This is a genomic window from Simiduia litorea, from assembly GCF_042853465.1.
Taxonomy (GTDB): Bacteria; Pseudomonadota; Gammaproteobacteria; order Pseudomonadales; family Cellvibrionaceae; genus Simiduia; species Simiduia litorea.
Genome location: NZ_AP031497.1, coordinates 2,190,578 through 2,214,687 on the forward strand (window position 1 = coordinate 2,190,578; position 24,110 = coordinate 2,214,687).

Here is a 24,110-nt window from a genome sequence, read left to right on the forward strand (position 1 = left end):
ACTCACAAGAAATAGGATTATTGAGGTAAAGAAATGGAAAACTTATCGTGTTTTAAAGCCTATGATATTCGAGGCAAGCTAGGCTCTGAACTTAATACAGAGATTGCCTATCGCATTGGTCGGGCTTATGTTGAATACCTAAACCCAAAATCGGTCGTTGTCGGCGGCGATGTTCGGCTTACCAGTGAGGAACTGAAACAGGCTTTTGCCGAGGGCGTCATGGATGGCGGCTCGGATATTATTGATATCGGCATGTGTGGCACAGAAGAAATTTATTTTGCCACAAGTCACTTAGGCGTGGATGGCGGTGTTGTTGTCACGGCCAGCCATAACCCTATCGACTATAACGGTATGAAAATGGTTCGCCGTAACTCCAAACCGATAAGTAATGATACTGGCCTGCTAGACATCAAAGCACTCGCTGAAAAGAATACCTTTCCAACCAAAGTTAAGAAGGGTAGTTATTCAAAAACGTCAATTCTCTCTGCTTATGTCGAGCATCTACTAGGCTATGTGGATGTAACCAAGTTAAAGCAACTGAAACTTGTGGTGAACGCGGGTAATGGCGCTGCGGGCCATGTAATTGATGCACTAGAATCGCACCTACCTTTCGAAATCATAAAAATACAGCATGAACCAGACGGTACATTCCCAAATGGTATTCCGAACCCCTTGGAAGAGGGCAATCGTCAAGCAACCATAGATGCCGTTCGCTTGCATTCAGCGGATATGGGTATTGCTTGGGATGGCGATTTTGATCGCTGTTTTTTGTTTGATGAGCAGGGCAACTTCACCGAAGGCTATTATATTGTTGGTTTATTAGCCGAAGCGTTTTTGGCAAAAAACCCGGGTCAAAAAGTTATTCACGACCCACGCCTATTTTGGAATACCCAAGATATCGTCTCTGCTTCCGGTGGCAAGGCCATCCAATCCAAAACAGGCCACGCTTTTATAAAGGAAAAAATGCGCGAAGAGGATGCCGTCTATGGTGGCGAGATGAGCGCGCATCATTATTTTAGAGACTTTTTTTATTGCGATAGCGGCATGATTCCTTGGTTACTGGTCGCGGAATTGCTGTCTGTAAAAAATGCCAGTTTATCTAGCCTACTCAAAGAACGCATTGCCAAATACCCATCACCAGGTGAAATCAACAGCAAAGTCAGTGATGCTAAAGTTGCTATTGCGCGTGTTCGCGCGCACTTTGAGACGGATGCGACGGCTATCGATTTAACCGATGGCATTAGTCTCAGTTTTGCTGACTGGCGATTTAATTTGCGCATGTCGAACACCGAGCCTGTTGTGCGCTTAAATGTGGAAAGTAGGGGCGACGTAGAATTGATGCAGCAGAAAACGGATCAGATATTGGCCCTGCTTAGAGCCTAATGAACCGCCACTTCTTTAGTTTTCAAGGACAATAAAATGACGAATATAGGACAAAAGCCCATTACTAAAGCGGTATTTCCCGTGGCCGGCATGGGCACTCGGTTTTTACCGGCCACTAAAGCCATACCTAAGGAAATGCTGCCCATTGTGGATCGGCCGTTAATTCAGTATGCCGTTGAAGAAGCCTATGCTGCAGGCATCCGTGAGATGATTTTTGTAACCGGTCGGCACAAGCGTTCAATTGAAGATCATTTCGATACAGCATTTGAGCTGGAGCATGAGCTCGAACTGGCAAATAAGCACCAAATGCTAGAAATGGTGCGCTCCGTTAAGCCCGATGACATGCAGTGTGTGTATGTACGCCAACCGAAAGCCATGGGCTTAGGACATGCCATTTTATGTGCTGAATCCCTGGTCGGTAATGAATTTTTTGCCGTACTGCTGGCCGACGATTTAATGGTCGGAAAAAAGCCCATACTTCAACAAATGGTTGAGATCCATCATCAAACAGGCGGCTCAGTTATGGCTACCCAGGATGTGCCAAAAGCACAAACCTTCAGGTACGGCATATTGGATGTGAAAGGCGATCAACAGCAAACAGCGAAAATTTTCGGCATGGTTGAAAAACCTGATCCAGAGGAGGCGCCTTCAACATTAGCGGTCGCCGGGCGATATGTGCTGTCACCTAGCGTGTTTGACAAAATTCGCACCCAACCAAGAGGAGCGGGCGGTGAAATTCAGTTGACCGATGGGATCGCAGCGCTGCTAATGGAAGAGGATGTGTATTCCTATCGTTACGACGGTAAGCGTTATGACTGTGGCAGTAAAGAAGGCTATATTCAAGCTACCATCGATATGGCGCTTGAGCGGGAAGATTTGGCGGCCTATACGCGCGCGCATATCGAACGTATTCGGTAGACGCAATTTTTAGGCTTAAATCGTAACTGTGTAGCACGTCTACATTATTCAGGACTTCTAATTTGCCTTCTTCGCGCCTTAACGTATTAGTCACCGGTGGTGCAGGTTTTATTGGTGCGAATTTCGTACATTTTTGGTTAGAAAAAAATCCTCAGGCGAAGCTAATTGTTTTAGATGCTCTAACCTATGCGGGTAACCGGTCTAGCTTGGCTAAATGGGAATCCCGCTCAAACTTTCAATTCGTGCAAGGCAATATATGTGACCAACCGTTGGTTGAGTCACTGTTACTCAAGCATGACATTGATGTTTTAGTGCACTTTGCCGCTGAGTCCCACGTCGATCGATCTATACCCAGCCCCGATGCCTTTATTGAAGCAAATATCATGGGCACGTTTAGTTTACTCAAGGCGGCGAAAGCCATTTGGCTAGACAAACCCGCAGCGGCGGGGTTGTCGGCGAAAGCGCATCGATTTCATCACGTTAGCACTGATGAGGTTTACGGCACATTGGCAGCAGGTGACTCGGCCTTCACCGAGCAATCAACTTACGCCCCTAACTCACCTTACGCGGCGAGTAAGGCGGCATCGGATCACTTAGTGAGAGCCTACCAGCAAACCTATGGACTTCAGGTTTCTTCATCAAACTGCTCAAATTGCTACGGGCCGTTTCAATTCCCTGAAAAATTGATACCTTTAATCATTACCAACATTTTACATAACAGGCCAATCCCGCTATTTGGCGACGGTCAACAGATTCGAGATTGGTTATACGTCGAGGATCATGTACGCGCTATCGAGCTGATTCTACAGGGCGACATCACAGGCCAGCGCCACAATATCGGCGGCGAAAATGAGTGGAAAAATCTTGACCTAGTGAAATATATTTGCTGCAAGATGAACCAATTGTTCCAGGCTAAGCCCGAGCTGTCGCAACAATTTCCGACGGCGCTTGCAGCCAGGAACAATGAATCGGAAAAGTTGATTACCCATGTCAGCGATCGCGCCGGGCACGATCGGCGATATGCCGTAAACATTAACAGAGCAACAGAAGATTTCGGCTATAGGCCCTCGGAAACTTTCGACACCGGCATACAGCGAACGCTCGAGTGGTATTTGGCGAATCAGGATTGGTGGCAACCCTTGTTGCCTGAAACGGCAGGTGGCCGCGAAATCTCATGAACTAGTGTTAAACCGACCACCAGAAAACGTCTGAAAGAGCACTAAAGCCGCCTAGAAAGCCTTCCAAGTAGCCATCTTCAATTGCGCATAATCTATATTATGTTAAATTACGTAAAGCATCGACAAAGGGGTTGGCGTTAATTACGTCTAGCTACACACTATCATCAACTCACGAGCAACTGCCCACAGGCCAATGTGTGCCGGCAAACGCATCAAATGTCTAATGGCCGCACCGGTGACTGTTTCAGCTCAACCAAGTATTTACTGACGGCTTTTTCTTTCTCTTTTGCATAAGCCGCCCTAGATTGGCCCATTGTGGTGGTAAAAATATCAGCCGGCATGGCGCGGACGGGCTTAAGGAAAAATTGCTGGAGCAATTGAAAGTCCTGACGGACTTTAGCAACCAGCCCGCCCTTAACTAATTCTTCCTTTTTTATCTAAGGACTAATGGCCGGACTGCCCTTTCGGTTAATGAGCTAGTTCGCGTTGTTAGACTGAGCGGGTAAACAAGTGCGCACCGATAAACACAATGCCATCGCCACATTGAATACAAAGCCACTTTTATTATAGTCTAATGGACAACATTAACTCATCACTCCTATCTCTCTATGAAAATTACGTCACTGGCTTTAGGCAATTCTGTTTGTATCACGCTCATCCTGCTGTCGTTAGCGGCCTGTAATAGTAGTAAAGCGCCGTTCGCATGGGAAACGGTACATGCGATCGGCAGTCCGACAGCACGCCATGAGGCTGGCTTGGTTGCTATCGAGCATAATATATTTCTAATGGGCGGCCGTCGGGTTAATCCCACGGATGTGTACGACACAAAAACTCAACGCTGGACGCGTAAATCAGCGCCTCCCTTCGAACTTCATCATTTTCAGCCGGTTGTGTGGCAGGGAAAGATCTACATTTTAGGTGCCATGACTGGACAATGGCCCAACGAGGTACCCGTTAAACATGTGATTATTTATGACCCACTTACGGATCAATTCACGATTGGCGACCCGATACCAACTCATCGTCTACGTGGCGCTGCAGGTGCCGTTGTCTATCGCGATAAAATCTATCTTATTGGAGGAATCACCCGCGGTCACATGGGCGGCTATCAACCTTGGTTCGATGAATATGACCCGAAAGACGGCCAGTGGCGCGAGCTCGACAATGCACCTCACGCGCGGGATCACTTCCAAGCCGTGACGGCGGAACACTACCTTTTTGCTTTTGCAGGTAGAACCACGTCAAAGGAAACCGACCAAGATATGTCACTTACGGTCAAATACGGCAATGTTTACAATTTTGAACAACAGCAATGGCTAGCTGTTACCGAACGAGAGGCGTTACCGAACTTGAGAGCGGGAAATAGTGCTATTGCCATAGGTTCCAACGTGATCATCGCTGGCGGTGAAAGTGCTAGCCAAGTGCCAGCACACACGGAGGTTGATGTATACGATGTTGTGACAAAGACGTGGAGGGCTTGGCCAAGTAACCTAGAAGGAAGACATGGGACGGGCTTGGTTAAAGTGGGTGAGTATGTTTACACAATATCCGGCAGTGGCAACAGAGGTGGTGGGCCGGAATTAACAACCATCGAGCGGCTTAACCTAGCAGGACTGCCCTTTTGTTCAGTTGGTTGCAAATAACACATGTTCTAGCGCCAAACCCAATGTAGCGTGCCCTATTCCCATGACAGACGGGTAATTCCAATCTTCGAAACGAAAAATGGTTAGCCTTTTTGAGGCTAACCATTTTCTAAAAGCTATCTCGTTGCTGCAAGGTTACAGCGCAAAATTAGCTGACTACTTACAGCACACTACTTAGCTGATTTGTTTAGCAACGCATTGAGTGTTGGGCTTGGACGCATGGCTTTTTCAAGTTTTGCGGCATCGGGCTGGAAGTAGCCACCCATATCAACCGGCTCACCTTGAGCATCAGTCAGCTCTTTCACAATCACAGCTTCCTGTTCTACAAGCGCTTTGGCTAAGGGAGCAAAGGCTGCTTGAAGCTCTTTATCATCCGTTTGCGCGGCTAAGGCTTCGGCCCAATATTGTGCCAAGTAAAAATGGCTGCCACGGTTGTCTAACTCTCGAACCTTACGCGATGGCGACTTATCGTTTACCAATAATTTCCCCGTTGCTTGATCAAGTGTTTTGGCTAGCACCTGTGCTTTCTTGTTACCGGTTTTAACGGCAACATCTTCAAAGGAAACGGCTAGGGCTAAAAATTCACCTAAGGAGTCCCAGCGCAGATGATCTTCTTCCGCGAACTGCTGCACGTGCTTAGGCGCTGAACCACCGGCACCCGTTTCAAATAGGCCGCCGCCATTCATCAATGGCACAATCGAAAGCATCTTTGCACTCGTTCCCAGCTCTAAGATCGGAAACAAATCGGTGAGGTAGTCGCGCAGTACGTTACCTGTGACTGAAATTGTATCTTCACCACGCTTTAACCGCTCCATGGTGAAGCGGATGGCACTGTCTGGCGGAAGAATCTGGATATTCAAGCCATTGGTGTCGTGGTCTTTTAAGTACTTCTCAACCTTTTTGATCATTTCAGCATCGTGGCCACGGTTGGCGTCCAACCAAAATACGGCAGGCATGCCCGAGGCGCGCGAGCGCGTTACCGCCAGTTTGACCCAATCTTGGATAGGTGCATCTTTAGCGGTAAACATCCGCCATACATCCCCTGCTTCCACCTTGTCATGCTGTAGCAAAACCTTACCGCTCTCATCGACCACACGCACACTACCGTTAGCTGGCAGGGTGAATGTTTTGTCGTGTGAGCCATATTCTTCGGCTTTTTGTGCCATCAGGCCAACATTGGGCACTGTGCCCATGGTGCGCGGGTCAAAATTATCGTGGTGCTTACAGAAGTTGATCACTTCCTGGTAAATAGTGGCGTAGCAACTATCGGGTATAACGGCTTTAGTATCGGCCAATTTGCCATCCGCGCTCCACATCATGCCACCGGCGCGAATCATTGCAGGCATAGAGGCATCGACGATAATGTCGCTCGGCACGTGTAAGTTGGTGATGCCTTTGTCTGAATCAACCATGGCTAACATGGGTCGAGTTTCATAACAGCGACGCATGTCGTACTCGATTTCAGAGCGCTTGGAGTAGCCCAGCTTGTCTATCTTTTGCAGCGCAGCGCCAATGCCATCATTAGGGTTAACACCTAATTCAGCCAGCGTTTTCGCATGCTTTTCCCATGCTTTCTTGTAATAAACGGTTACCGCGTGACCAAATACGATGGGGTCTGAAACCTTCATCATGGTGGCTTTCATGTGCAGTGAAAATAAAAGACCGGCTTTGCGCGCGCCTTCGATTTCTTCGTCGAGAAATTTGCGCAACGCTCGCGTGCTCATAAACTGGGCGCTAACCACTTCTTCAGCTTGCACGGCGACTTCTTTTAACAGCGTGGTTTTACCACCCTCTTCAACTAATTCAATTTTGACCTTGCCGGCCTTGGCCATAGTGGTAGAGATGTCGCTGGCGTAGAAGTCACCTTCGCGCATGTGGGCAACGTGAGTGCGAGACGCTTGGCTCCACTTACCCATGGAGTGTGGATTGGTGCGGGCATACTGCTTAACAGCACCGGGAGCGCGACGGTCTGAGTTGCCCTCGCGTAACACAGGGTTAACAGCGCTTCCCAGTACTTTGGCGTAGCGAGCTTTTACATCTTTCTCTTTATCGTCACCGGGGTTTTCTGGGTAACTTGGAATCTTGTAACCCTTGTCTTGCAGCTCAGTAATGGCCGCGTTTAACTGTGGAATGGAAGCGCTAATGTTAGGTAGTTTAATGATGTTGGCATTGGCGTCTTGGGTTAGCTCACCTAGTTCCTTAAGTGCGTCGGGTACTTTTTGATCGTCAGCCAAGTATTCGGGGAAACTGGCAAGGATGCGGGCTGCCAATGATATATCACTGGTTTCAACCTCTATACCAGCAGCTGCGGAGAAGGTGTTAACGATAGGGAGCAATGAGTAAGTCGCCAAGGCCGGCGCTTCGTCTGTTAACGTATAAATAATTTTCGATTTCTGAATTGTCATGTAAACCCCGTTATACAAAGCCAATAACCAAGCCTGCAGGCTCGGCCATCTATCTGTGAATTCTGCGTGCGCATCATACAGAAAGTTGGCCCGTATTTATAGGTTGTAAAAAAACTACACTGCGCTTGAACCCCCACTATTCCTAGATTTCCAAGCAAATACCCCCAAAATACTGGGCAAACAGAAGCTTCATGCCTAGAACGTAATGGCATATTTAGTCACAAAACTACAAGGCTCGGGAAGATCGCACCAAAATAGAGCCGAAAATCTATCGAAGTAAGCTTTAGGCGCGCTCCTCTGCCGACGATTCAGCGGTGAAACCGGTACTCTGGCGCAACTAAGGTAACATTCAACCCGTATTTACTTGCTTTTAATGCTCAATAGCTGGCAATTTGCTAAGCTGCAGGAACCCAATTTACTTGGTTGAGGTCAAACCTTGGGTTTCCCAGCTTTGATCGTTTTTCACCCCGATATCGGGTGCCAATTTTAGATACAGGTAGCACATGAGAAGTACAATTCTGTTAGTCACTGCGCTGTTATTTGCGATACATGTGGGGGCTAAGGTAGTAGATACTGCAGCGCCGTTAACGTATACCGAGACACAATCCAAAACAGCGATAGAGATTATTGACAAGTTGAGTACCCGTCACTATCGCAAACTTGCCTTAGACGACAACCTTTCAAGTGCCTACCTCGATAAGCTACTGGAAACACTAGATCCTGGCCGAGCCTATTTCTATGCATCAGACATTGCTGACTTCGAAAAATCTCGAGCCAAGTTTGATGATTTTTTTAAAAAAGGTGACTTGGCTATAGGTTTTCAAATTTATAATCGATACACCGCGCGAATAAACTCTCGCCTGCTGTCTATCATTGCCGAGCTTGAGGACTCTGAAACACAGTATGATTTTACCGTCGATGAGGCACTTGACGCGGATCGAGAAAATGCGAGCTGGCCAAAGGACAAAGCGGAGGCCGACGAGCTATGGCGCAAGCGTGTTAAAGCGGCTGTGCTGTCGCTAAAACTGTCAGGTAAAACGGTGGAGGAAGCGAAAACCACACTAACGCGTCGCTATAAAAATCAGCAATCTCGCCTCCAGCAACAGGACCGCGAAGATGTCTTTGAAACATTAATCAATGCCTTGACCCTACTTTACGATCCACACACCAGTTATTTGTCGCCACGGACCTTGGAAAACTTCAATATCAACATGTCGCTTTCGCTGGAAGGTATTGGCGCGGTATTGCAGACCGAGGATGAGTTTACAAAGATTGTTCGCTTAGTGGCTGCAGGACCTGCAGACAAGACTGGCCAGCTAAAACCTAGCGATAAAATTTTAGCGGTAGGTCAGGGTAAAGAAGGCGAGTTAATCGACATCGTAGGCTGGCGCCTGGATGAAGTTGTGCAACTCATTCGCGGTGAACCCAACACCATCGTGCGGCTTCAAATACAGCCGGCCAATGAAGATGCTACCGCTATTAAAACGGTAACCATTAGCCGAGAGCGGGTAAAACTTGAAGAGCAAGCCGCTAAAAAAGCTGTTTTCGAAGTTAAAGAAGGTAATAGTACTTACCGCTTAGGTGTTATCGATGTGCCAGCCTTTTATTTAGACTTTGAGGCTTATAGGCAACGAGATCCAAACTTTAAGAGTACAACGCGCGATGTCATGCAGCTGTTACAGGAGCTTGACCAGGAAAATGTTGATGGCATCATATTAGATCTCCGCAACAACGGCGGCGGCTCATTACAAGAAGCCACTACCTTAACGGATCTATTTATTGATCAAGGGCCGGTAGTTCAAATTCGGCAATCTAACGAAACTATTTCACGCCATCATCGATCTCGGTCCCGTGCTGTGTATCGTGGCCCCCTCCTCGTCCTAATCAATCGATTAAGCGCGTCGGCATCTGAGATCTTTGCTGGAGCAATCCAGGATTACGGCAGAGGTATTATTGTAGGTTCACAATCATTCGGTAAAGGCACTGTACAATCCTTGACTGGCCTGCAAGAGGGGCAGCTGAAGATCACAGAGTCAAAATTTTACCGTGTTTCTGGTGATAGTACTCAGCACCGAGGCGTAATCCCAGATATCTTATTACCCAACCTAATTGACAGTAGCGAAGTTGGTGAAAGCTCTTATGAAACCGCGCTGCCGTGGGATAAAATTCATGCAGTTGCTCATGACAAGTATTACGACATCACGGAGCTAATGAAGGAAATTAACCCGCAGCACGAAGCGAGAGTGGCCGTTAGCCCAGACTTTAACTTCCTTAAAGAACAGCTAAAAATGGTCGCTGAGCTTAAAGACAAAAAGGCGCTTTCACTGAATGAAAAGACTCGCTTAACTGAAAAAACCTTGCTCGATCAGCGCAACTTGGCTAGTGAGAACGCTCGCCGTAAAGCTAAGGGCGAAGAGCCCTACCCTAGCTATGATGCACTCAAGTCTGCAAATGAAGAAGAGAACGCTAACGCCCTCAGCGGACCAATACAGATAGACACGGAGAAAGATGCCATGCTGCAAGAGGCGGGTTTTGTGTTGGCAGACTTCATCACCAGCCAACGGGTAGAAGCCAGCAGCAAGTTAGCTAACTTTCAAGAATAGTGGAATAATAGAAACATAATGGGAGCCCCACTTGGGGCTCTTTTTTTGTTTGCCCGATTAACACTTCGTTGCAAAGGATATCCTGTGAACATTATCTCTTTTAATATTAATAGTATTCGAGCCCGCCTTCCGCAACTGGAGGCAATTATCGAGAAGTACTCTCCCGACTTTATAGGCCTGCAAGAAACAAAAGTTCAAGACAGTGATTTCCCTACAAGCGCCATCGAGAGCATGGGCTACTACCCAATCTATCACGGCCAGAAAACCCACTACGGCGTTGCTTTACTTTCTAAGCAAAAGCCCGTTGAAATAGTAAAGGGCTTTGACTCGGACGATGCAGATGCGCAACGTCGATTTGTCGGCGGCAAATTTTTTTATGGCGGCCAAAACATTTGGGTTTATAACGGCTATTTCCCGCAAGGTGAAAATGAAAAACACGAAACGAAATATCCAGCTAAACGTAAATTTTATGCTGATTTATTAGGCCTATTAAAGTCAAAACATCAGCCTACTGAATCCATTGTTGTTATGGGTGATATTAATATTTCGCCTCAGGATATAGATATTGGTATAGGCGAGCCAAACCGTAAGCGCTGGCTAAGAGACGGGAAGTGTAGCTTTTTGCCCGAAGAGCGAGGATGGCTTCAGGCGCTGCAAGCATGGGGGCTGGTGGATAGCTTTCGGCACCATCATCCAGATTTAGAAAGCCAATACAGCTGGTTCGATTATCGCAGCCGTGGCTTTGAAAATGAACCCAAGCGCGGCCTTCGCATTGATAGCATCTTATGTACTCGACATTTAGTTGATTCGTCTATTGCGGCAGGTATTGACTATGAAATACGGGGCATGGAAAAACCGTCAGATCACGCGCCAATATTTACCCGATGGTAACCCACTGTCCTAGCGTTATCGGCCGAGCTTTGAATGCTCGGCCGATAACTGTGAGTCTTTATAGAAGAAATTATTTTTTACTCTCACTCTTTCCCAGCCAGCGTTTCAGGCTATCTTCTAGCTGGTCATAGCTTACTGGTTTAGCGAGGTAGTCGCTCATGCCAGCAGCAAAGCATTTTGCTTGGTCAGAATCACCGGCATGCGCGGTCATGGCAACAATTGGTATGGGCTCGGATATATTGTCTACTTGCTCCTTTTTGCGGATTGCTCTTGTCGCTCCGTAGCCGTCAAGCTCCGGCATTTGGCAGTCCATCAGTATTAAATTAAAAGCCTGCTCATCAAGTGCGACTAACGCTTCTTTGCCGTTATTAGCCAAGGTTACTTTATAGCCTAGTTTTTGCAGCATCCCCTTGGCGACCATTTGATTTACTCGGTGATCATCAACCAACAAGATTCTTTTACCTGCCCCGAGTTGATGATCGTGCCCATCCAATTCCTCAACAGCCGTCGCAGCCAAAAGCATTTCTCGCATGGCTTGATGCAAGTTTCCACGCAATACGGGCTTTAACAGCACGTAAATGTCAGCATATGTTAGTAAAGATTCTACTTCGGCGGAAGCACGCTGCTGAAGTGTCGTCGCTATCGTCAGAGGTAGTGACTTAAGTTCTGCGTGCTGTTTTAGTATGTGGGCGAATTTTAGTAGTGCTAATGATTTAACATGTGTATACAAGAGAGCGCCATCAAAAGGGTGCTCCTCTGCTAAACCCTCTTCAAGGCGATTTAAGGCCTGCTCGTCGTCATGAACGGCTTCTACATTCATACCCCAAGCTTCCATTTCTATTAGGAAGGAATCCTCAATTGAAACCGGAATACCGACCAGCAAGATTCGTTTATTGCGAAGTTGCGGCTCTATCACGATCGTTTTTGGCGACTTGCTCGTGGTTTCTAGGGTTATATTGAAAAAATATTGGGTGCCACTGTCTTTATCTTCGAAAACCTGAAGCGAACCGTTCATGCACTCCGCTAGCCCCTTGCATAGCGTAATACCAAGCGGCGTATTGTCGGTATCGTAATGAACAACTTCAGCATTGGCTGGCATGGGTTTTCGATCGGCGCTGGTTTCACGCTGATCAACGATAGTAATTTGAAGCTCACCCTGCTGTTCATTTTTAACAACAAACTCTGATTTGAAAAAGACTTCGCCATGGCTTGAGTACTTTATCGCATGACTTAATAGATTGATAAGTACCTGCTGTAATCGCTGTGCGTCGCCTTTTACTCGTACAGGCGTATCGCTATCGAGCACATGACTCAATTCGACTTGTTGTTGATAGGCATCGTGGGAAACATCCTCCACAACGTGCTCTATTAATTTCCACAGGTTAAAAATGGCATTATCAAGCACTAGATTTTCATTTGACGCGTGGGAAAAATCGATGGCGTTATTGACGAGATTTAGCTGTCGCTCACCTGCTTTATTCGCCAGAGCCAGCAACTCTCTCTGCTCGTTGGTTAAAGGGCTGTCTGCCAGCAAACTGAGCGCACCTAATACATCATTTAGAGACGTGCGCAACTCTCCGCCAAAGCGGGCGAGAAACGTATTTTTCAATTCGGCTGCGGCCTCAGAGTCGCGCTTTTCAATCTCTAAGTTTTTGGCGTGCTGATCTAAATTATACTGTGCCTCAAGCCTATCCCAGTAAATGCGCGACGTAACTTCTCCTTGATGATCCAGCAGCAGGAAAAAAACCAACATGGTAATGCCATAAACATAGCCTTCCCAAGTACCCAAAAATATGGCTGCTGCTGCCGCAGGAATTTGCCCGAGAAACAGATATAGACTTAAAAACTTACGGTAAGGGGCGAATACATTAGCGACACTTGAGTAAAAGACGACCGAATAAAGCCAGATAAGCAAAGTGTCATTTTTCATGCCTACAATCGTTGTAACGCTGGCAATAATCAGGCTCCACCAAGCCGCACTGACAAAAGATGCCCAGAAATAATGGGTTCGCCAACGCCCAGGTGCTCGGGGGTAGAGACTGTCAAATCGGAACAGAAAATAGCCGCGCCAAAAGGTAATTAACAGGAGGCCAATGGCGAGTCCGAGTGAATAATTAGGGGCCTGTTGGTAAAAATCCCCTAGCGCGACACATAACAAAAACGCAAAAAGATTGAGAATGAGGCCTCTTCGGCTGTATTTGGCCATGCGAGCATCTGTTTCTCGCATGATCTTTCGATCTTTTTGAACTTTATTCGCGGGTACAAATAGTTGCAACATTGATCTACCTGAGTGGGTCGCTGATCGGAGGTTGGGCATTGTAGAGCTTGTACTAGACAGATTGAACCGGTTTTTACGCTCTAATCGGTATTTGTCAACTATCGAGGTTAGCTGAAGATGTCGTTAATTCCGTGGCGATAAGCGCGTCGTCTCTATGCTCTTACATCCACTTTATGGTCACCTCTCCGACGATCTTGGCCTGTGCGGAGTTCGATGAGGGGGCGACGGTAGGCTCGACCACGACGCCGCTGTTGGCGTCGTCGCTCTTTACTTGGCGAGTTGTCGGGGAGATCAACCGCCTTTTCAATATTAACGTGCTTTGGGAGCGTTTGGCTCACTGGCGCTACGCTAAGGACATGATTTGGTATTCGTATATCAGACATATCACATCTCGTCTCACATGTGTCTATACCCTAAATTGTGCGGCAACGGTTTTCAACTGGTCAGCTAAACCTTGTAATGATGAACTCAATTGAGTTACCTGCTCGGTGTTGTTTTGGGCAACCTTTGATCCATCCCGCATTTTAATCACATTACTTTGAATCGACTTGGCAAAATGTTGTTGCTGCTCTGTTGCCGCAGCAATCTGTTTGTTCATATCGGTAATAGAGGTGACTTTAGACGTGATCGCATCAAGGGAATTACCGGTTTCGCTGGCCTGGGCCACACTCTGTTTGGCGCGAGATTTGCCGGTGTCCATCACTTGAACAGCCTCGCGAGCCGCGTTTTGCAATTGCTCTATCACCTTTTGAATCTCATGGGTGGACTCCTGCGTTCTTGATGCGAGGGTTCGAACCTCATCCGCAACCACCGCGAAGCCCCTCCCCTGCTCTCCCGCTCTAGCTGCCTCGATGGCGGCGTTGAGGGCCAGTAAATTGGTTTGCTCTGCAATGCCCTTAATCACGTCCAGAATACCAGCAACGCTTTCGGTGTCTTTTTCCAGCTTAACAATCACCTCAGCTGCACGCTCCACTTCGGTGGCTAAATTATTGATGGTAACCACCGTATCGCCAACAACTTTTAAACCGGCCTTGGCTTCTTTGTCCGCGTGCGATGCCGCTTGCGCTGCGGAGCCTGCGTTTTCAGCCACGTTATTCACGCTGCGCATCATGTCGGCCATGGCGTTATTGACGTGTTCCGAGGATTGCGCTTGATCCGTGGAAAGTTTTTCAGACTCGTGAGACACACCGTTTAACCGCGTGGCCACATCGGTCAAAGGTGAAATAACCTGTATGACCTCACCGATTGTATGGTGCAATTTATCGATAAAGGTGTTAAACCACCCAACAAGCTCGCCTAGCTCATCCTCCGAACTTTTCTGTATGCGTTGAGTCAAGTCGCCATCGCCTTGCGCGATATCTTTTAAAGACTGGGTGATCACCTCTACATTTCGGGTAATAATCAGGGCGATACTGATGGAAATAACAAGCAATAACGCCACGGTGATAAGGCCCACAATTAAGCCCACTTTGAGATTGGCTTGCTCGGTATTCGTTGCTTGAGTAACCGTGTCTTTAAAACTTGCATCACTTTGATCGCGGAAAAGCGTCAGTGCGTTATTTATTTTCTGCAGAGATTTTGTTCTATTTTCAGCAATAGCAGCGAGCTGGGTAAAATCGACCGTCCCATCTATCATGCTAGCGGTTAAATCAAAGGAAATTTTGAGGTAGGCCTTCAAGGACTGGTCGATAAGGTCGATCTCAGCCGCACGCTCCGGCTGTAGTTGGCGCGTTTTGCCAAGGTTGGTTTTGATTGTCTCACCCATGCGTTTGGCGCTATTGAGCATGTCCATCTCGCCAGTGCTGGCGGCGGTACTCATGGTTTCATTCATGCGATCTAAGGTGACGATATTGGTACTGGCGAGTTCCAACACAGGAAAGTATACGTTCTGTATCAGATTCAACCGGTCGACGTTTTTAATGCCCGAATTAATGGTAAACATCAGAAAGAGCGCAAACCCAGTGATACCAACGGCTGGGATCAACAAAATCTTGTACTTGATACTGACTTTACTCAACCAGTTCATAGAGCCACTTACCTTTAAGTTTCAATAGATTAAGCATAGCTAATAACCGGCTGTATGCTAATCAGCGGGCGGCTATACCGGGTTATCGACTTGTTAGGAGGCGACTTTAGGAAAATACCCACTCAGAATGCGGAAAAAGAGGTTTGCGTTAACGTCTATACCACTGAAGGGCTGGCTGTAAACCGACAACACCGCCAATGATAAGCAGTGTGGGAGCCTGAATGGCTGAATTTTTGGCTATTAAAGGCAGGCTAGCCAAGGTGCCGGTATAGGTGTTCTGCTCTGGTGTTGTGCCTTTTTCGATCAATGCAGCAGGCGTAGAAGGTGCCTTGCCATGGGTGATCAACGCCTCGCAAATAGCGGGCAACCCCTGCAAGCTCATGTAGAAAACCAATGTTTGGTCGTCCGCCACTAACTCTGGCCAAAGAATATTGGTGTCGTTGGCCTTGAGGTGCCCAGTAATAAATCTCACTGACTGCGCGTGGTCGCGATGGGTTAGCGGAATACCCGCGTAGGCGGCACAGCCAGATGCCGCAGTGATGCCTGGCACCACTTCAAACGGGATGTTATTTGCCGCCAATAGTTCAATTTCCTCTCCGCCGCGCCCAAAGATAAACGGATCGCCACCTTTTAGCCGAAGTACCCGCTTGCCCTCTTTGGCGAGATCGACCAGCATTTGGTTAATGGCCGCCTGCTCTACCGCATGCTCAGCTCGGCGCTTGCCGACGTAAATTCGATCTGCATCCCGACGAACTCGCTCCATAATAGGCTCGGATACAAGCCGATCATAGAGAACGACGTCGCATTGCTGCATAAGCTGTAGGGCTCGCAGCGTAAGTAAATCGGGAGCACCAGGGCCCGCACCCACTAAATATACTTCGCCGATGGCGTTGGCTGCTTTGGCTTTACTAAGACTTGCAGTTACCCACTGCTGGGCGGCTTCTTCTTTGTCTTGGTAAACCAGATTTTCGACCGGGCCGGCGATTAGTTTTTCCCAAAAATAGCGGCGCTGATGCTCGGGTAGAGCCTGTTTAACTTTATCTCTCAGAGTGCCGCAGAAGGCAGCAAATTTTCCGTATTGTTGAGGCAGGAGTATTTCGAGGCGCTGCTTGAGTTTACGCGCTAGTACCGGGGCTGCGCCGGCACTCGATATAGCCACCACAATTGGGCTTCGGTCGATGATCGCTGGCGTGATAATCGAACACAGCGCCGGATTATCAACCACATTCACAGGTAGGTAGCGCGCCTTACATAGCGCCGATACGTTTTCGTTCACCGCGGCGTTATCGGTGGCAGAAATCACTAAACAGCAGGCCTCTAAATCGACCGGCTCAAATACTTTTTTCTGCCAACGACCGCCACTTGCTGCGATCAGTTGCTCTAACTCTGGCAAACAATTTGGGCTAACCAGGCGAATAACGGCCCCCGCTTGCGCGAGCAACCTAACTTTACGCAATGCAATTTGACCTCCGCCAACCACTAAAACCGGTTGCTGGCGTAGGTCGAAGAAGAACGGAAAGTAATCCATTAGCCGATAGACTTTTTACCAGCCATGTAAGGCTGTAGTGCGTCGGGAATAACAACGCTTCCATCGGCCTGCTGGTAGTTTTCTAAAACCGCTAATAGGGTACGCCCCACCGCTAAGCCGGAACCATTCAAGGTGTGCAGCAATTCCACCTTATTGGTTTCTGCATTGCGGTAGCGTGCCATCATGCGACGCGCCTGAAAATCTCTGAAACTGGAGCACGAAGAGATTTCGCGGTATTTATTTTGACTCGGCACCCATACTTCAATGTCATAGGTTTTCGCAGCGGAAAAGCCGATGTCGCCACCGCACAATATTACCGTTCTGAAAGGCAGGCCTAATTTGGTCAGAATAGCTTCAGCATTACCAAGCAAACTTTCCAATGCCTCATCGGACTGCTCGGGCTTTACAAATTGCACTAGCTCGACTTTTTCGAACTGATGCTGACGAATAAGGCCTCGAGTATCGCGACCGTGTGAACCGGCCTCACTTCTGAAGCACGGCGTGTGACAAACTAATTTCAGCGGCAGTTCTACTTTCGCCTCTAATATTTCATTGCGTAAAATATTGGTGACTGGCACCTCGGCCGTAGGAATGAGGTATAACTCGCGCTCATCGGTTAACTTAAAAAGGTCCTCTTCAAATTTGGGTAGCTGCCCAGTGCCGTAAAGAGACTCTTTGTTGACGATGAAGGGCACATAAATTTCTTCATAGCCATGTTCATTTTGATGGGTATCGAGCATAAACTGAATCAATGCGCGGTGCAGCTTTGCAAGCTCGCCGCGTAAGATTGAAAAGCGCGCGCCGGTAAGCTTAGTCGCAGTTTCAAAGTCTAGGCCACCCAAGCGCTCGCCGAGCTCTACATGATCTTTGATGTCAAAATCAAACACCCGTGGTGTACCCCAGCGACGAACTTCGGCATTGTCGTCTTCGCTTAAACCCTCGGGCACTTCATCAGCAGGAATATTCGGTACGCCAGCCAAGAAGGCCTCGAGCTCAACTTGCACACTCGAAAGCTCGGTTTCAGCGCTACTTAACTGCGCTTTTAAATTCTCAACTTCGGCTAACAGCGGCGCTATGTCTTCGCCCTTAGCTTTGGCTTGACCGATAGACTTAGAGCGTGTGTTGCGCTCTTGTTGTAGCGCCTCGGTGCTCGCCTGAATGGCTTTGCGACGCTCTTCAAGTTGGGAAATAGCCTGAATATCGAGCGCATAACCACGCTTTTTAAGTTTTTCGGCCACTTCTTCAGGATTAGTTCTTACATATTTTGAGTCAAGCATGAAAAGGCATTCTCGTAACGCGTGGTTTACAGATATTCGCTGCTGATCTTAATAGCGAGGGAAACCGCAATGATACAGGTGGTCACGCTGAGTAGTACATAGCCAGCAGCGGTTAATAGGTCACCGTTGCGCATCAAGGCGAAGGCATCGAGGGAAAAGGCTGAAAAGGTTGTAAAGGCACCGAGAAACCCGGTCATGATCAAATGGCGCAATTCGGGCTGAAAATTGCCGCGCTCGATCAATATGACGTAGGCAATACCCATAAGTATCGAACCGACGACATTAGCCACGAGGGTGGCTAGGGGAAATCGCTGCTCGAAAATAGGGAACAACCAAAGGTTCAAACCGTACCTTGCCATGGCGCCGAGTGCGCCGCCACACGCAATCATTAGCCAAATCATAACTTTAGCTCCGGCCAACGCCGAGCCTTGCTGGCCTGATCCAATTGTTTTAGGCGCTCCAGTTTCTCTGAAATCTTAATCTCCAAACCCCGATTTGTCGGCGAGTAATAACGTCGAGACGCAATGGCTTGTGGTAGATAACTCTCACCAGCCGCAAATGCATCGGGCTCATCGTGCGCATAGCGATACTCAGCGCCGAATCCGTTATCGGCCATCAGCTGGGTGGGCGCATTACGTAAGTGCAAGGGCACGTCAAAACTCGGGTCGGCTTTTACATCCGCCATCGCCTTGTTAAAGGCCTTATACACGGCATTGCTTTTTGGTGCACAAGCCAAATAAACCAGCGCTTGTGCTATCGCCAGCTCCCCTTCGGGGCTGCCTAAGCGGGTTTGCACGTCCCAGGCTGCCAAGGCAAGATCTAACCCTCGTGGGTCGGCATTACCAATATCTTCACTGGCCATGCGCACCACCCTTCTCGCTACGTATAGAGGGTCGCAGCCGCCGTCTATCATGCGCGCAAACCAATAGAGTGCGCCGTCTGCACTGGAGCCTCTAACCGATTTATGCATAGCGGATATTTGGTCATAAAACTGCTCGCCGCCTTTGTCAAATCGACGGACATCGCTGCGCAATACGTCTGCCAGCGCACTGGCAGAAAGCGTGCGGCTGCCATCGTCGAGCTCCTCGGCAAGGTCGGCCGATATTTCGATTAAATTGAGCAGGCGGCGCGCATCGCCATCGGCCACTTGGCATAGCGTCGCTTTGAGTGCGTCATCAAGGCTTAGATTTAGCTTGCCTAGGCCCTGCTCTTTATCACTAAGCGCGCGGTCCAATAGCGTCAGCAACGCAGGTATTTCTAGAGGCTTTAGCAAATAGACTCGGCAACGCGATAGAAGTGCACTATTGAGTTCGAAGGATGGATTCTCTGTAGTCGCACCAACAAATATAAAGGTGCCATCCTCGACATAAGGTAGGAAAGCATCCTGCTGACTTTTATTGAACCGATGCACCTCGTCAACGAACAACAACGATTTTTTATTGTGCAGCAGAGCCTGCTGCTTGGCTTGCTCTACCACACTGCGAATATCTTTCACGCCAGACATCACGGCCGACAGGGTAAAAAAATGGGCGTCTACGTGCTTAGCCAACAACTTGGCCAGTGTGGTTTTCCCTACACCAGGCGGGCCCCAAAAAATCATTGAGTGGATTTGCCCGCTGGTTAGGATTTCACGTAATGGTTTACCTAGCCCGAGCAGATGCTCCTGGCCAACATATTGATCGAGGCTGGTCGCTCTTAAGCGTGCGGCTAATGGTTGGTATACCCGCTTGTCGCTCTGAAATAGATCGTTAGTCATTGCGAATGACGTCGGTTCCCTTTGGTGGGGTAAACTCAAAAAGCGTGTCGGCAAGTACTGGGTTAAGCGTCACATCGTCAAAAATAAACAGCGTGGTGTTGCCTATTTTATCGACAAAGGACATGCGCGATAAAACGCCAGCATTAAAGCTTGCACTTATCCTAGTGAAAGCCGCTTTGGTGTTTTTACTGGTTAACTCAAAAGCTGCCACATTGGCATCAGCCGATGGCGCCTTTAAAATAGTAAATTGGTCCTTGAGCTTTTTAGCGTCGCCACTGAGCAACAGGGCTGGCGTTTGCTGGCTGTCGGGGTTGATGGCAGAAACACTCGCCTGCTCTAAATCGGCGTCGTACAACCAAAGCTCTTGTCCATTGCTGATCAACTGTTGCGGAAAAGGCGACTGTGTCAACCATAAAAACTTGCCTGGTTTTTTAACAGAGAAAGCACCTTGGCTTGCCTGCATCTGCTGCCCCTTAACATCGACCAACGATTGCTCAAATTGCCCAGAGGCAGAATTCATTCCGCCCAGCAATTGGGTGAGATCGCTGGCCGCGTCAGCCGCAACAAAACCCGGTACCAGTAAACAAACAGCGCAACTCAGCTTGGCAAATAGTTTAAACATAGCGATCCTTTGTGTTGAAAAAAAACGACAATTAATGCCGCGGTGGTGCTGGCGCTAAAACTTCGCGACTGCCGTTAGTGCCCATCGACGACACGACGCCAGCCTCTTCCATCGCCTCAATTAAGCGCGCGGCACGGTTGTAGCCGATGCGTAACTTCCGTTGCACAGACGAAATAGACGCCTTGCGTGTCTCGGTCACAAAAGCCAGCGCTTCATCGTACAGTGGGTCTGACTCACTGCCGCCCTCCTCGTCGCCCTCGGTTGCCATACCAGGCACGGGAATGCTATTCACACTCTCATCGACAATTTCGTCGAGGTAATTCGGTTTGCCGCGCTTTTTCCAATCGTCGACTACGGCATGCACCTCGTGGTCGTCAACGAAGGCCCCGTGTACCCGAATCGGCACCGAAGTGCCGGGCGGCAAATAGAGCATATCGCCGTGACCCAAGAGTTGTTCTGCGCCGCCTTGATCCAGAATTGTTCTGGAATCGATTTTTGATGAAACCTGAAACGCGATGCGAGTAGGTACGTTGGCTTTAATTAAACCGGTAATTACGTCGACCGACGGTCTTTGGGTTGCCAGTATTAGGTGAATACCGGCCGCCCTCGCCTTCTGTGCGATGCGGGCGATGAGCTGTTCGACTTTTTTGCCGACGATCATCATCATGTCAGCAAATTCATCGATGACAACAACAATGGACGGCAAAGTTTCTAAATCTGGTGCCGGCGCTTCCGCGTGACCGGCTTCAAAATGATCTGAAGCGACCCACAAGGGATCTTTGATGGGGGCACCGGCTTTAATCGCATCTTCAACTTTACGGTTAAAGCCCGCGAGGTTGCGAACCCCAAGTTTCGCCATCAGTTTATAGCGACGCTCCATTTCTCCCACACACCAACGCAAGCCATTGGCGGCGTCTTTCATATCGGTCACAACGGGTGTTAATAAATGCGGAATATCATCGTAGATTGAGAGTTCCAACATTTTTGGGTCAACTAATATCAACCTCACTTCTTTGGGTGTGGATTTATACAACAGGCTTAGCAGCATGGCGTTAACACCCACGGATTTACCGGAACCCGTGGTACCTGCCACCAAAAGATGTGGCATTTTGGCGAGGTCTGCAACGATGGGCTGGCCTGCAATATCATGCCCCAAGGCAAGCGTGACCGGTGATTTTGCCTTATCGTAGGTTTCCGAGGCCAGCACTTCGCTCAAGCGCACCATAGCTCTATGTTCATTCGGAATCTCAATACCCACCACCGATTTACCGGGAATAACCTCTACCACCCGCACGCTGATAACGGCCAGTGAACGCGCAACATCCTTGGCCAAATTGGTAATGCGAGAAACCTTTACCCCAGGCGCTGGTTGAATCTCAAAACGCGTGACGACTGGGCCGGGCAAAACTGAAACGACCTCGGCGGTGATACCAAAGTCAGCGAGTTTCAGTTCCAATAAACGCGACAGCGCCTCGAGGTTTTCTTTGCTATAACCTTTGTCGTTGCTGTGATCGGCAGGGTCTAACAGGCCAATTTTTGGCAATTCACCATCGACAGTGGTATCGACAAACAACGAACTCTGCTTTTCTTTTTCCACTCGAGGGCTTGGAATTTTTTTACGGATGGGTTGCTCAATAACAATAGGTTCGCGCTTTTCCTGTTTTTCTACCTGTGCAGCTATCGCCTTGCGGCGCACTTGCTGCGACTCTTGTACGCGGTTTTTTTCTTGTTTATTTTCTCGATAGGTGCGGATACGGTTCGAGAGTTGGTCGATACACAGGAGCGTGATTCGGCCAGTTTGATCCATCAACTTTATCCAGCTGAGGTCAGTAAAAACCGTCAAGCCAAATAGCAAACAGGCGAGTAAAATTAGACTAGTGCCGACAAATGAAAAGGCGCTATCTAAGGCATCGGAAACTGAGGCGCCCAACAGACCGCCTTCAGAAAATGGCAAATTGGCATCGCCTGTTTGATGCAGCGCGATTAAGCCTGTGCCACCGATAACCAACAAGGCCAAGCCCAATAACCTTAGCGCCATCAAAAGTCCATCAAACTCTCTACCGGCTTTTCGATCGCGGAAGATAAGCCATGCGCGCCAAGCCAATAGCCCAGGAAACAGGTAAGCCATATAACCAAACAAAGACATGCACACATCGGCCAACCAAGCACCGAAAGGGCCGCCCGCGTTGACCACTGTTCGATTCATCCCGGTACTAGACCATCCGGGATCGACAGGACTGTAACTCACTAAGATGATTGTAAGAAAGACGCAGAAGACCGAGAGCACGATAAGCGTACCCTCTGTAACTGCCCGACCCACAACTTTTGTTGCTGGCGGCGTCTGCGTTTGGTCTAGGTTCTTCAAAACGTTTCTAACCTGCTTTTTGGTGTACACCGGTGTTTGCGGCAAGGGTGCAAAGAATTATTAACTTACACAAAATCAATATGTTATACGCTTTTCTTAATGTAAAGAAAAGCAATAAAATCACACTATAGTCATCAATTATCCGCTAGATAAAACGATACTATTAGCTAATTTACGCGATAACCCTAGAATTCGGCAGCATTGCCCCCATCTGGGATACAGCGCGTTTAAATCTTTCAATAGGATGCATTCATGAGCGAAATCAAGCACCATCGCCTCATTATTCTGGGCTCAGGCCCTGCAGGCTACACAGCGGCTATTTATGCCGCGCGAGCAAATCTAAAGCCCGTTGTGATCACCGGTATGCAACAAGGCGGCCAGCTTACCACAACCACCGACGTTGAGAATTGGCCAGGTGGCGTTCACGACCTGCAAGGTCCAGACTTAATGGTGCAGATGCAGCAGCATGCCGAGCGCTTCGATACCGAGATTATTTTCGATCATATCGACTCGGTTGATCTCAAGCAGCGCCCTTTCACCTTAACAGGGTCCAGCACCTACACCTGCGATGCACTGATCATCTGCACCGGCGCCAGCGCCCAGTATTTAGGGCTTCCCTCTGAAGAGGCGTTCATGGGCCGTGGCGTCTCCGCCTGCGCGACTTGCGACGGCTTCTTCTATCGCGATCAAAAAGTTGTGGTAGTTGGCGGCGGCAATACCGCCGTTGAAGAAGCGCTTTACCTTTCTAACATCGCCTCAGAGGTCACGCTGATTCATCGCCGCGACACCTTGCGCTCTGAGAAAATTCTACAAGACAAGCTGTTTGAGAAGGCCAAGAATGGCAATGTGACCTTGATGTGGAACCATACACTTGAAGAAGTGCTGGGCGATGACTCGGGTGTCACTGGCGTGCGCGTGAAGAGCACAGAAACCGGCAAAACCCAAGACTTGGATACTCAAGGCGCCTTTATTGCAATCGGACACAAGCCGAACACCGATATTTTCGCCGGCCAACTCGAGATGAAAGACGGCTATATCGTCGTTAAATCAGGCTTAAATGGCGGCGCGACGGCAACCTCCGTACCCGGCGTTTTTGCCGCTGGCGACGTCGGCGACCATATTTATCGTCAAGCGATCACCTCTGCCGGTGCCGGTTGCATGGCCGCGCTGGATGCCGAGAAGTACCTAGACGATTTAGTCTAATCAACGGCTTGCGTGCATAGTGAGGTGAGTTAGC

The 24,110-nt window shown here is 48.6% G+C and carries 16 protein-coding genes; 7 read left to right on the forward strand and 9 right to left on the reverse strand.

The genetic code is table 11. From position 1 onward, the window contains the following. Positions 1–33 precede the first annotated feature (33 nt). The 4 genes from ACGHTT_RS09775 to ACGHTT_RS09790 all read left to right on the forward strand — a co-directional run bounded on the left by ACGHTT_RS09775 (position 34) and on the right by ACGHTT_RS09790 (position 5,122). Complete coding sequence (locus tag ACGHTT_RS09775; RefSeq protein ID WP_390594950.1) at positions 34–1,383, forward strand: phosphomannomutase CpsG; 1,350 nt, start codon at positions 34–36, stop codon at positions 1,381–1,383. Between the two features lie 36 nt (positions 1,384–1,419). Then, positions 1,420–2,301 carry a UTP--glucose-1-phosphate uridylyltransferase GalU gene (gene galU / locus ACGHTT_RS09780; RefSeq protein ID WP_390594951.1) on the forward strand — a complete coding sequence of 294 codons (882 nt, stop codon included), beginning with the start codon at positions 1,420–1,422 and terminating at the stop codon, positions 2,299–2,301. Between the two features lie 62 nt (positions 2,302–2,363). After that, the gene (gene rfbB, locus ACGHTT_RS09785; RefSeq protein WP_390594952.1) at positions 2,364–3,479 is read left to right on the forward strand and encodes a dTDP-glucose 4,6-dehydratase; all 1,116 of its coding nucleotides are present in this window, start codon (positions 2,364–2,366) and stop codon (positions 3,477–3,479) included. A gap of 608 nt (positions 3,480–4,087) precedes the next feature. After that, entirely contained in the window at positions 4,088–5,122 is a 1,035-nt protein-coding gene (locus tag ACGHTT_RS09790) for a Kelch repeat-containing protein (RefSeq protein ID WP_390594953.1), read from the forward strand. 170 nt (positions 5,123–5,292) lie between these two features. Here ACGHTT_RS09790 and ACGHTT_RS09795 read toward each other — a convergent pair whose 3' ends face one another. After that, the gene (locus ACGHTT_RS09795; protein ID WP_390594954.1) at positions 5,293–7,527 is read right to left on the reverse strand and encodes an NADP-dependent isocitrate dehydrogenase; all 2,235 of its coding nucleotides are present in this window, start codon (positions 7,525–7,527) and stop codon (positions 5,293–5,295) included. Positions 7,528–8,030: 503 nt separating this feature from the next. Between ACGHTT_RS09795 and ACGHTT_RS09800 the strand changes: the two genes are divergently transcribed. Continuing rightward, the gene (locus ACGHTT_RS09800) at positions 8,031–10,130 is read left to right on the forward strand and encodes a carboxy terminal-processing peptidase (protein WP_390594955.1); all 2,100 of its coding nucleotides are present in this window, start codon (positions 8,031–8,033) and stop codon (positions 10,128–10,130) included. An 84-nt stretch (positions 10,131–10,214) separates the two neighbouring features. Next, entirely contained in the window at positions 10,215–11,021 is an 807-nt protein-coding gene (xthA, locus tag ACGHTT_RS09805; RefSeq protein ID WP_390595024.1) for an exodeoxyribonuclease III, read from the forward strand. 70 nt (positions 11,022–11,091) lie between these two features. On the opposite strand, the gene ACGHTT_RS09810 is transcribed toward xthA, so the two are convergent. The 8 genes from ACGHTT_RS09810 to ACGHTT_RS09845 form a co-directional block, all read right to left on the reverse strand. Then, positions 11,092–13,299 carry a response regulator gene (locus ACGHTT_RS09810; RefSeq protein ID WP_390594956.1) on the reverse strand — a complete coding sequence of 736 codons (2,208 nt, stop codon included), beginning with the start codon at positions 13,297–13,299 and terminating at the stop codon, positions 11,092–11,094. A gap of 406 nt (positions 13,300–13,705) precedes the next feature. Then, a complete protein-coding gene (locus ACGHTT_RS09815) occupies positions 13,706–15,325 on the reverse strand; it encodes a methyl-accepting chemotaxis protein (RefSeq protein ID WP_390594957.1) in 1,620 nt (539 codons plus the stop codon). A 148-nt stretch (positions 15,326–15,473) separates the two neighbouring features. Next, positions 15,474–16,853, reverse strand: coding sequence for a siroheme synthase CysG (gene cysG, locus ACGHTT_RS09820; protein ID WP_390594958.1), 1,380 nt, complete (start codon positions 16,851–16,853; stop codon positions 15,474–15,476). Further along, positions 16,853–18,130 carry a serine--tRNA ligase gene (gene serS / locus ACGHTT_RS09825; RefSeq protein WP_390594959.1) on the reverse strand — a complete coding sequence of 426 codons (1,278 nt, stop codon included), beginning with the start codon at positions 18,128–18,130 and terminating at the stop codon, positions 16,853–16,855. Before serS ends, cysG begins: the two co-directional genes overlap by 1 nt. A 26-nt stretch (positions 18,131–18,156) precedes the next feature. Then, on the reverse strand, positions 18,157–18,531 hold the full coding sequence (gene crcB, locus ACGHTT_RS09830) for a fluoride efflux transporter CrcB (protein ID WP_390594960.1): 375 nt from the start codon (positions 18,529–18,531) through the stop codon (positions 18,157–18,159). Next, a complete protein-coding gene (locus ACGHTT_RS09835; RefSeq protein ID WP_390594961.1) occupies positions 18,528–19,886 on the reverse strand; it encodes a replication-associated recombination protein A in 1,359 nt (452 codons plus the stop codon). Before ACGHTT_RS09835 ends, crcB begins: the two co-directional genes overlap by 4 nt. After that, positions 19,879–20,508: an outer membrane lipoprotein chaperone LolA gene (lolA, locus tag ACGHTT_RS09840; RefSeq protein ID WP_390594962.1), complete on the reverse strand. Its 630-nt coding sequence runs from the start codon at positions 20,506–20,508 to the stop codon at positions 19,879–19,881. The genes ACGHTT_RS09835 and lolA overlap by 8 nt, the downstream gene beginning before the upstream one ends. 31 nt (positions 20,509–20,539) lie before the next feature. Then, entirely contained in the window at positions 20,540–22,873 is a 2,334-nt protein-coding gene (locus ACGHTT_RS09845) for a DNA translocase FtsK (protein WP_390594963.1), read from the reverse strand. A 252-nt stretch (positions 22,874–23,125) separates the two neighbouring features. On the opposite strand from ACGHTT_RS09845, the gene trxB reads away from it, so the two are divergent. Continuing rightward, on the forward strand, positions 23,126–24,076 hold the full coding sequence (trxB, locus tag ACGHTT_RS09850; RefSeq protein ID WP_390594964.1) for a thioredoxin-disulfide reductase: 951 nt from the start codon (positions 23,126–23,128) through the stop codon (positions 24,074–24,076). The last annotated feature ends 34 nt before the right edge of the window (positions 24,077–24,110 follow it).

Excerpts from the sequence above, each read along its gene's own strand:
- ACGHTT_RS09775 (WP_390594950.1), top strand. The coding sequence starts at position 34 with ATGGAAAACTTATCGTGTTTTAAAGCCTATGATATTCGAGGCAAGCTA.
- galU (WP_390594951.1), top strand. The coding sequence starts at position 1,420 with ATGACGAATATAGGACAAAAGCCCATTACTAAAGCGGTATTTCCCGTG.
- ACGHTT_RS09790 (WP_390594953.1), top strand. The coding sequence starts at position 4,088 with ATGAAAATTACGTCACTGGCTTTAGGCAATTCTGTTTGTATCACGCTC.
- ACGHTT_RS09795 (WP_390594954.1), bottom strand. The coding sequence starts at position 7,527 with ATGACAATTCAGAAATCGAAAATTATTTATACGTTAACAGACGAAGCG.
- ACGHTT_RS09800 (WP_390594955.1), top strand. The coding sequence starts at position 8,031 with ATGAGAAGTACAATTCTGTTAGTCACTGCGCTGTTATTTGCGATACAT.
- ACGHTT_RS09810 (WP_390594956.1), bottom strand. The coding sequence starts at position 13,299 with ATGTTGCAACTATTTGTACCCGCGAATAAAGTTCAAAAAGATCGAAAG.
- ACGHTT_RS09815 (WP_390594957.1), bottom strand. The coding sequence starts at position 15,325 with ATGAACTGGTTGAGTAAAGTCAGTATCAAGTACAAGATTTTGTTGATC.
- cysG (WP_390594958.1), bottom strand. The coding sequence starts at position 16,853 with ATGGATTACTTTCCGTTCTTCTTCGACCTACGCCAGCAACCGGTTTTA.
- serS (WP_390594959.1), bottom strand. The coding sequence starts at position 18,130 with ATGCTTGACTCAAAATATGTAAGAACTAATCCTGAAGAAGTGGCCGAA.
- crcB (WP_390594960.1), bottom strand. The coding sequence starts at position 18,531 with ATGATTTGGCTAATGATTGCGTGTGGCGGCGCACTCGGCGCCATGGCA.
- ACGHTT_RS09835 (WP_390594961.1), bottom strand. The coding sequence starts at position 19,886 with ATGACTAACGATCTATTTCAGAGCGACAAGCGGGTATACCAACCATTA.
- lolA (WP_390594962.1), bottom strand. The coding sequence starts at position 20,508 with ATGTTTAAACTATTTGCCAAGCTGAGTTGCGCTGTTTGTTTACTGGTA.
- trxB (WP_390594964.1), top strand. The coding sequence starts at position 23,126 with ATGAGCGAAATCAAGCACCATCGCCTCATTATTCTGGGCTCAGGCCCT.